The sequence below is a fragment of the Ornithinibacter sp. genome (genome assembly GCF_035443565.1).
Classification (GTDB): domain Bacteria; phylum Actinomycetota; class Actinomycetes; order Actinomycetales; family Dermatophilaceae; genus Fodinibacter.
The window spans coordinates 15,919-24,577 of sequence record NZ_DAORSO010000031.1 but is presented as its reverse complement, the minus strand read 5'-3'; the positions used below and the strand labels follow the sequence as shown (position 1 = coordinate 24,577).

Annotated in this window: 9 protein-coding genes; 6 read left to right on the top strand and 3 right to left on the bottom strand. The window is 72.0% G+C overall.

The features are described from left to right. The coding region (locus tag PLL68_RS05630) for an NAD(P)/FAD-dependent oxidoreductase (protein WP_324532456.1) at window positions 1-583 on the bottom strand (583 nt) is incomplete at its 3' end. A 50-nt stretch (window positions 584-633) separates the two neighbouring features. On the opposite strand from PLL68_RS05630, the gene PLL68_RS05625 reads away from it, so the two are divergent. Continuing rightward, window positions 634-1,218: a helix-turn-helix domain-containing protein gene (locus tag PLL68_RS05625; RefSeq protein WP_324532454.1), complete on the top strand. Its 585-nt coding sequence runs from the start codon at window positions 634-636 to the stop codon at window positions 1,216-1,218. Between the two features lie 20 nt (window positions 1,219-1,238). Here the strand turns inward: PLL68_RS05625 and ybaK are convergent, their stop codons facing one another. Together ybaK and PLL68_RS05615 are read right to left on the bottom strand one after the other, a co-directional pair. Beyond that, the gene (gene ybaK, locus PLL68_RS05620; protein WP_324532452.1) at window positions 1,239-1,724 is read right to left on the bottom strand and encodes a Cys-tRNA(Pro) deacylase; all 486 of its coding nucleotides are present in this window, start codon (window positions 1,722-1,724) and stop codon (window positions 1,239-1,241) included. Window positions 1,725-1,768: 44 nt separating this feature from the next. Beyond that, window positions 1,769-3,214 (bottom strand): KamA family radical SAM protein, encoded by a 1,446-nt coding sequence (locus PLL68_RS05615; protein WP_324532450.1) that lies wholly within the window; start codon window positions 3,212-3,214, stop codon window positions 1,769-1,771. Window positions 3,215-3,300: 86 nt separating this feature from the next. Here PLL68_RS05615 and kdd point away from each other — a divergent pair, with 86 nt between their 5' ends. From kdd to PLL68_RS05590, 5 genes are all read left to right on the top strand, one after another. After that, window positions 3,301-4,353, top strand: coding sequence for an L-erythro-3,5-diaminohexanoate dehydrogenase (kdd, locus tag PLL68_RS05610; RefSeq protein WP_324532448.1), 1,053 nt, complete (start codon window positions 3,301-3,303; stop codon window positions 4,351-4,353). 90 nt (window positions 4,354-4,443) lie between these two features. After that, complete coding sequence (locus tag PLL68_RS05605; protein WP_324532447.1) at window positions 4,444-4,953, top strand: hypothetical protein; 510 nt, start codon at window positions 4,444-4,446, stop codon at window positions 4,951-4,953. Window positions 4,954-5,039: 86 nt separating this feature from the next. Beyond that, window positions 5,040-7,109 (top strand): phosphate acetyltransferase, encoded by a 2,070-nt coding sequence (gene pta / locus PLL68_RS05600; RefSeq protein WP_324532445.1) that lies wholly within the window; start codon window positions 5,040-5,042, stop codon window positions 7,107-7,109. Then, window positions 7,106-8,323 carry an acetate/propionate family kinase gene (locus PLL68_RS05595; protein WP_324532443.1) on the top strand — a complete coding sequence of 406 codons (1,218 nt, stop codon included), beginning with the start codon at window positions 7,106-7,108 and terminating at the stop codon, window positions 8,321-8,323. The genes pta and PLL68_RS05595 overlap by 4 nt, the downstream gene beginning before the upstream one ends. Further along, on the top strand, window positions 8,320-8,659 hold a 340-nt coding region (locus PLL68_RS05590), incomplete at its 3' end, for an amidohydrolase family protein (RefSeq protein WP_324532441.1). The genes PLL68_RS05595 and PLL68_RS05590, both read left to right, overlap by 4 nt.

Below are 8,659 nucleotides of genomic sequence, written 5' to 3'. Positions count from 1 at the left end.
GACCGACAAGAACTGCGCACACATCGAACGACTCTGTGCCGATTGCTACGGATAAAGAGGTGGACGTCGCGAGCACGACGACACGCTGGTCACGCACTTCCCAGCCGTGGCAGTACGGGCAGTGGATGACGCCGGTGCCCCAGTGCTCGGCCAGCCCGGGGACATCGGGCAGCGTGTCGACGACGCCCGTGGTCACGACGAGGTGGCGCGCCGACCACCTGGTGCCGTCGGCGGCCGTGACGCTGACCCGGTCGGCGCCCGTAGGCACCACGGCATCCACCACCGTCCCGTCGACGACCACGCTGCCGTAGGAGGCCAGCTCGGCTCGGCCGCGAGCCAGCAACTCGCCCGGCGGGAGCCCGTCGTGCCCGAGGAAGGCGTGGACGCCAGCCGCCGGGGCATTGCGGGGGTGACCGGCGTCGACGACGACCACCGACCGGCGCGACCGCGCGAGGACCGTCGCAGCCGACAGGCCGGCCCCCCCTCCACCGACGACGACGACGTCAACGTCGACGGGCGTGGCGTCAGGGTCGGTCGGGTTGGACGTCGTGGAAGTGCCGGATGCCGGGGAGTGCTCGCTCATGGAGCCACCGTCGCGCACCGATCACGCACAGAGCAAGATATGTTGCCGCTATGGCAAACCTCGACCCGCACGTCGTCGGCCGCCGCCTGCGCGACCTGCGCACCCGGCGCGACCTCACCCTCGCGGACGTCGCCGCGGAGACGGACATCTCCGTGAGCACGCTCTCCCGCCTGGAGTCAGGCAGTCGCCGCGCGACGCTCGAGCTGCTCGTGCCCCTCGCCCGCACCTACCGGGTCACGCTCGACGAGCTCGTCGACGCACCCGCGACGGGCGACCCCCGGGTGCACGCCAAGCCGATCCAGGCCTGGGGCGCGATGATCATCCCGCTGACCGCACGGCGCGGTGGCCAGCGCGCGTTCAAGCACGTGCTGTACCCCGAGGCCCGCAGTGTGCCCGACCCGCGCACCCACGAGGGCTACGACTGGGTCTACGTGCTGTCCGGCAGGTTGCGCCTGGTGCTCGGCGAGCACGACATCGTCATGGGCCCGGGGGAGGTCGCCGAGTTCGACACCCGCACCCCGCACTGGTTCGGCTGCGCGGACGGGCAGCCGGTGGAGCTGCTGTCGATCATCGGGCCCCAGGGCGAGCGCATGCACGTACGCGCCCGCCCGAAAGGCTCCAGCCCGGCATCCTGACGCCGAGCCGACGGCTCTGCTCAGCGGGCGATGTCGGCGAGAACGGCACCCGTGACCCGCACCAGGTCCGCCGGGGCGAGACCGATGTCGAACCCGCGCCGCCCACCCGAGACGTAGACGACGTCGAACAGCTCGGCACTCTCGTCGACCACCGTCGGCAGCGCCCGCTTCTGCCCCACGGGGGAGATGCCTCCCAGCACGTACCCCGAGGACCGTTGCGCGGCACCCGGATCCGCCATGCCCACCCGCTTGACCCCGAGCGCCGACGCCATCGCCTTGAGGTCCAGCGACCCCGCGACGGGCACCACCGCGACCGCGAGACCGGCGCCGGTGTCGACGAGCAACGTCTTGAACATCTGCTCGGCAGGCAGGCCGAGCGCGTCGACGGCCTCCTGACCATAGGACCGGGCCGCCGGGTCGTGCTCGTACACGTGCTGCGAGAACGGGACACCCGCCGCGGTGAGGGTCACCGTGGCGGGTGTTCCGGAAGGGTCTCGACGCGCCATACGTCGCAGCGTAGAACCACCCCCGGAGCCGGGGGAGGGCTGCCCTACAGCAGGTCGGCGGCGGATGCCGCGCGGCTGGCGCTCGCACCCACGAGGGCGGCCTCGTGGGTCGCCTCGAGGTCGGTGGTCGAGCGCCACCAGTCCTGCCCGGCCTGCGGCAGGGTGTAGATCGGGTCGTAGTACACGTACTCGCGCGAGAGTGCCTGCTCGTCGCCGGCCTCGATGGAGGTGCGGTAGTTCTTGCGCCAGAACGACATCCCGCGCTCGGTCTCGTAGCTCTCGACCTGGTGCACCCAGCGCTTGCCGACGAACGGCACGTCGCACACGATGCGCGGCGTCGCGAACCCGGGCAGGTAGCCCATGATCCCGTGCTGGAGGTCCTGGGCCTCGCGCAGCGACAGCCGCCAGTGCTCGGCGAACGGGATCATGTCGCACATGTAGAAGTAGTACGGGGTGATCATCGCCTCGTCCTGGAGGGCGAAGCACAGGTCGAGCAGGTCCTTGGTCGTGTTGTTCACCCCGCGCATGAGCACGCCCTGGTTGCGCACGTCGCGCACCCCCGCGTCGAGCATCGCCTGGGCCGCCTGCGCCACGAGCGGCGTCACGGACTGGGCGTTGTTGACGTGGGTGTGGATCGCGACGGACACGCCGCGCGAGCGCGCCTTGGCGCTGATCCGGGCCACACCCTCGACGACGTCCGGCTGCAGCCAGTGCTGCGGCAGGCCCATGAGCGCCTTGGTCGCGAGGCGGATGTCGCGGATGGTCTCGACCTCGAGCAGCTTGTCGAGGAACCCTTCGAGGTTCTTCCACGGCATGTTCGCCACGTCACCACCGGAGACCACGACGTCGCGCACGCCCGGGGTGCGCTGGAGGTAGTCGAGCATCGCCGCATACCGGTCAACCGGCTTGCCCGCGAGCTTGAGCTTGGTGAACTGCGGCGTCGAGTTGCCGACGAGGTCCATGCGGGTGCAGTGGCCGCAGTACTGGGGGCAGGTCGGCAGCATCTCGGCCAGCACCTTGGTCGGGTACCGGTGGGTCAGCCCCTCGACGGCCCACATGTCGTGCTCGTGCAGGCTGTCGCGCGTGGAGAACGGGTGGCTCGGCCAGTCGGTGCGCCGGTCGCTGAAGACCGGCAGCATGTACAGCCGGATGGGGTCGGCGTAGAACGCCTCGGTGAAGGCGGCACCGGCACCGGGCATGACGCCGTCGGTCGCGGGCACCATCGTGTTCATCATCTGCGGCGGCACGAGCATCGACATCGTGGCGCGCTCGGCCTGGTCGCGCTCGAGGTCGGCGTAGAACCGCTCGTCGAGCAGGTCGCCCATGAGGGTGCGCAGCTGCGCGACGTTCTTGATGCAGTGGGCCCGCTGCCACTGCGCGTCAGCCCACTGCTCGGGGGTGACGTCACGCCACCCCGGCAGGCGGGTCCAGTCGGGCTCGACCAGTTCGCGACGACGGTAGGCGTAGGGCTGGTCGATGATCTGCGTCATGCGTGGCAGGATACGCAATGGATGCCGTCAAAGTCACGTTTGACCGTAAATGCTGCGGCTGCGTGTTGGCCAATGAGGAGATTCTTGTGCGCACCACCCCTTCGTCCCCCGTGGGCATGCACCGGGTCGTCGACCCCGCCGGCGCTGCCCTTCCGCAGGCGGCCCGTGTCCTGGACGCCGGCGGCGACCTGTGGCCCGACGAGGTCCGCATCGACGTCGAGACGCTCAACCTCGACGCGGCATCCTTTCGCCAGCTGAGCGAGAAGCACGCGGGCGACGGGGACGCCGTGCGCGCGGAGGTCCTCGACATCGTCGCCACCCGCGGCAAGATGCAGAACCCCGTGACGGGCTCGGGCGGCATGCTCATCGGCACCGTCGCCGAGGTCGGACCGCAGTCGCCACTCGGGCTGGCCGTGGGCGACCGGGTCGCCACGCTCGTCTCCCTCTCCCTGACGCCGCTGCAGCTCACCGACGGGCTCGAGCGCTGGGACGGTCGCAGTGAGCGTGTTCCGGCATCCGGGACCGCGGTGCTGTTCGGTCGGTCGATCGCCGCCCGCCTGCCCGAGGACATGTCACCCGACCTCGCCCTCATGGTGATGGACGTGTGCGGTGCCCCCGCCCTGGTCAGCAGGGTCGTGGGGGAGTACGTCGACGCAGGCGTGAGCCCCACCGTCGTCGTGCTCGGTGGCGCCGGGAAGTCGGGCTCGCTGTCCCTGGCCGCCGCGCGCGCCGCGGGTGCGGGGCACCTCATCGGCGTCGTGCCGGTCCAGCGGGAGGCCGACCAGCTGACCGCGAGCGGCCTGGCCGACCGGGTCGTCATCGCCGACGCCCGCTCACCGCTCGGCCTCGCGGATGCCGTTGCTGCCGCCGGCGGCCCCGCCGACGTCACGGTGGTCTGCGTCGACGTGCCGGGGTGCGAGCAGCCGGCGATCCTCGCGACCGCCCAGGGTGGCACGATCATCTTCTTCTCCATGGCGACGAGCTTCTCCGCGGCAGCGCTGGGGGCCGAGGGCCTGGCCGCCGACGTCCGGATGCTCGTCGGTAACGGCTACGTCCCCGGGCACGCCGACCTGGCGCTGGACCTCGTGCGGGGCAACGCCACGGTCCGGGCGCTGTTCGAGGGCCGCCTGAGCGAGTAGTTGCTGCTCACCCGCGGCGGGTGACGTCCGGGCGCGGCCCTGTCCGTAGCGTCAAGGCAACGACACCCGGCTCCCGCAGAGGAATCCCGCATGCACCTCACCACCGCCGCTCGCGCGGCATCCGCCGTCACCACCCTCATGCTGGCCCTGCTCATCGCCGGCTGCTCCTCCGATTCCGACACCACGGCGCCGGCCGCGAGCGCAGCGGCCAGTGTCGCTGCGAGTGTCAAGGCGAGTGCGAGCGGTGAGGCCTGCAGTGCCTTCGCCGAGCTGAAGACATCCGTCCAGGACCTGAAGTCCACGCCGTTGGACACCTCCGGAACCCGGGTGCAGATCGCGGCCCAGGCCGCCGACCTCGGGGTCAAGGCGGCCACCGTCAAGGCCAACATCAGCCGCCTGTCCGCCCTGTCCGACGGTCCGGTGGCAGCCGCGGTCGGTGAGCTGAACAAGAAGGCCGACGCCCTGAGCGAATCGCTCACCCTCGCCGTGGCCGACGGGCAGGAAGAGATCGGCCCCAACATCACGGCGGCCCAGTCAGAGCTCGACGCCGCCTTCTCCGACGTGAGCACGAAGATCGACGCGCTCTGCCCGGCCGGGTAGGACTTGCCCAAACCGGGTTCCGCCTTGTTGGCTTGGCGCATGAACCTGCCCCGCTGCTCGATCTCGACCCACACCACCCCGGTCCTGTGAAGGGGCTCTACCTCGCCGGCACCGAGGCCCGCTCGGGCAAGTCGGCGGTCGCGGTCGGGCTCGTCAACCGGCTCACCCGGCGGCACGGGCGGGTTGGCGTCTTCCGCCCGGTCGTCCAGGCCGGGGGCCAGGACGAGTTGTTGCGGGTGCTGCTCCAGGAGGCCCACACCGACCTCGCACCCGAACTGGCGTGGGGCGTGACCCACGACGACCTGCACGCCGATCACGACCGGGCCCTCGGGGTCGTGGTCGACCGCTTCCACGCCATGGCCCAGGGACATGACGTCGTCCTCGTCGTGGGGTCCGACTTCTCCGACGTCGTCGCGCCGACCGAGTTCGCCACGAACGCGCGGATCGCCGCGGACCTCGGCACCCCTTTGGTGCTCGTCGCTCCCGCCCGAGACCGCGAGCACGCCGAGCTCGCGGCCAGCGCAGCGGCCGCGGTCGCCGCGGCCCGCGCGGTGCACGCCCACGTCGGTGGGGTGGTCATCAACCAGGTTCGGTCCGAGGAGAGTGCCGCCGCCCTGGACGCGCTCACGACCCGCCTCGGCGCGCTCCCGATGTGGGCCCTCACCGAGACCCCGCTCCTGCGGGCGCCGACGGTCCGCGACCTCATGGCGGCCTGTGACGGCAGCCTCGTGCACGGCGACGCCGAGCTGCTCGACCGCGAGAGCATGGGTCTGGTCGTCGCCGCGATGTCGATGCCGCACGTCATCGACCGGCTCATCGAGGGTTCGACCGTCATCGTCCCCGGCGATCGGGACGACGTCGTGCTCGGGGTGCTGCTCGCGCACCACTCGCGCACGCTGCCGACGCTGTCCGGCCTCGTGCTCAACGGCGGCTTCGCCCTCTCGCCGCAGATCGACCGGCTCATCGCCGGGCTCGACATGCGCCTGCCCATCGTCTCGTGCCAGCTCGGCACCATGGACACCGCGACCGCGCTCGGGCGGGTCGAGGGGCGCATCACCGCGACCTCGGCCCGCAAGGTCCGGGCGGCGGCCGACCTGCTCGACCGCACCGAGGGCATCGACACCCTCGACGCCCTGCTGAGCGACGACGCCCCGGGCGGTGAGCGAGCGGTCACCCCGCTGATGTTCGAGCACGACCTCGTCGAGCGCGCCCGTGCGGCGCAGGCACACATCGTCCTGCCAGAGGGTGCCGAGGAGCGCATCATCATCGCGGCCGACCAGGTGCTCGCTCGCGGCATCGCGCGCCTGACGCTGCTCGGGGACGAGAGCGTCATCCGCGACAAGGCTCGGGTGCTCGGGGCCGACATCTCCGCCGCCGAGGTGGTCGACCCGGCGACCAGTGCGTGGCGTGAGGAGTTCGCCACCACCTACGCGGCGCTGCGCGCGCACAAGGGCGTCACCCACGACCAGGCCTTCGACCGGGTCGTCGACCCGTCGTACTTCGGGACGATGATGGTGCACGCAGGCCGGGCCGACGGGATGGTCTCCGGGTGCATCACGACCACGGCGCACACGATCCGACCTGCGCTCGAGGTCGTCCGTACGGCCCCCGGCGTCTCGGTCGTCTCCAGCGTGTTCCTCATGTGCCTGGCCGACCGGGTGCTCGTCTACGGCGACTGCGCCGTGAACCCCGATCCGGATGCCGCCCAGCTCGCCGACATCGCGATCTCGTCGGCGCGCACGGCGGCCGCGTTCGGCATCGAGCCCCGGGTCGCGATGCTGTCGTACTCCACCGGCGAGTCCGGGACCGGCGCCGACGTGGAGAAGGTGCGGGCCGCCACGGCCATCGTGCGCGAGCTCGCGCCCGACCTCCTCGTCGAGGGGCCGATCCAGTACGACGCCGCCGTCGACCCGCACGTGGCCGCCACCAAGCTCAAGGGCAGCCCGGTCGCGGGGCGGGCCACGGTGCTCGTCTTCCCCGACCTCAACACCGGGAACAACACCTACAAGGCGGTGCAGCGCAGCGCCGACGCGGTCGCGATCGGCCCCGTCCTGCAGGGTCTGAACCGCCCGGTCAACGACCTCTCCCGAGGAGCGCTCGTGCGCGACATCGTCAACACGGTGGCCATCACCGCCGTCCAGGGGCAGCCCCAGTGAGCACCGATCCGCACGTCTTCGTCGTCAACGCCGGCTCCTCGTCGCTGAAGTACCAGGTGATCAACGCCGCCAGCGGTCACACGGTCGCCGTCGGGCTCGTCTCCGAGATCGGCGGCGCGAGCCGCATGCGGCACGACAGCATCGGCCCCGGTGGCGAGGTCTCCCGCCACGAGTCGGACGCGCCGTGCCAGACCCACACCAGCGCCTTCGCCGCGGCCCGCGCCGCGCTGCGCGAGCACGGGGGCGGCGTGGGCGACCACGTCGTCGCGATCGGCCACCGGGTGGTCCACGGGGGACGACGCTTCACCCAGCCCGTCGTCGTCGACGACGTCGTCCTGGAGTCACTGCGGGTGCTCTCCCCGCTGGCACCCCTGCACAACCCGGCCAACGTCGAGGGCATCGTGCGGGCCCAGGAGGCCTTTCCCGGGCTGCCCCACGTCGCGGTCTTCGACACCGGCTTCCACGGAACCCTGCCGCCGGCCGCGTACACCTACGCCGTCCCGGACTCGTGGCGCGACGAGCACCACGTGCGCCGATACGGCTTCCACGGCAGCTCGTACGCCTGGGTGACCCGGCGCACCGCCGCCCTGATGGGCCGACCCGTCGACGACCTGCGGATGGTCGTCCTGCACCTGGGCAACGGGGCCAGTGCGTGCGCCGTCGACGGCGGTCGCAGCGTCGACACGTCGATGGGTCTGTCCCCGGTCGAGGGCCTGGTCATGGGCACCCGTTCCGGCGACGTCGACCCGGCGCTGGGGGGCTACCTCGAGCGCGTGGCGGGACTCACGGCATCCGACTACGACCGCGCCCTGAACCGCGAGAGCGGGCTGCTCGGCCTCGGCGGGGTCTCGGACTTCCGGACGATCGTCGAGCGGCGCGACGCCGGGGATGCCGCGGCGACGCTCGCGTTCGACGTCACCGTGCACCGGTTGCGCAAGTACGTCGGGGCCTACGCCGCCGTGCTCGGCCGCCTCGACGCCCTCGTGTTCACCGGCGGCATCGGCGAGCACAGCGCCCCGCTGCGCGCCGCCGTCGTCAACGGCTTGGAGGTGCTCGGGCTGGCCCTGGATGCCGGCCCGAACGCCGGCGGGCCACCCGAGCGGCGGATCAGCGGCGAGGAGAGCCGGGCCGAGGTCTGGGTGGTCCCGACCGACGAGGAACGCGAGATCGCGCGGACCACCCTCGAGGTCCTCGGCCTCGCCCACACGCTGTGAGCACCACGCTCTACCGCGGCGGCACCGTCCACACCCCCGACCAGCCCCGAGCAACCGCACTCGTCGTCGGCGATGACGGGCGGATCGCGTGGATCGGCGACGAGGAGGGCGCCGCGAGGCACCGCGACGGGGTCGACACCGTCGTCGACCTCGACGGCGGACTCGTGCTGCCGGCCTTCGTCGACGCGCACGTCCACCTGTCCCACACGGGCATGGGGCTGCGCGGTGTCGACCTCGGCGCCACCACCTCCGTCGCCCAGGCGCTGCGGCGCATCGAGGAGGCCGCCCGCCGCCACGGCGGTCGCCCGATCTTCGCGTTCGGGTGGCAGGAACAGG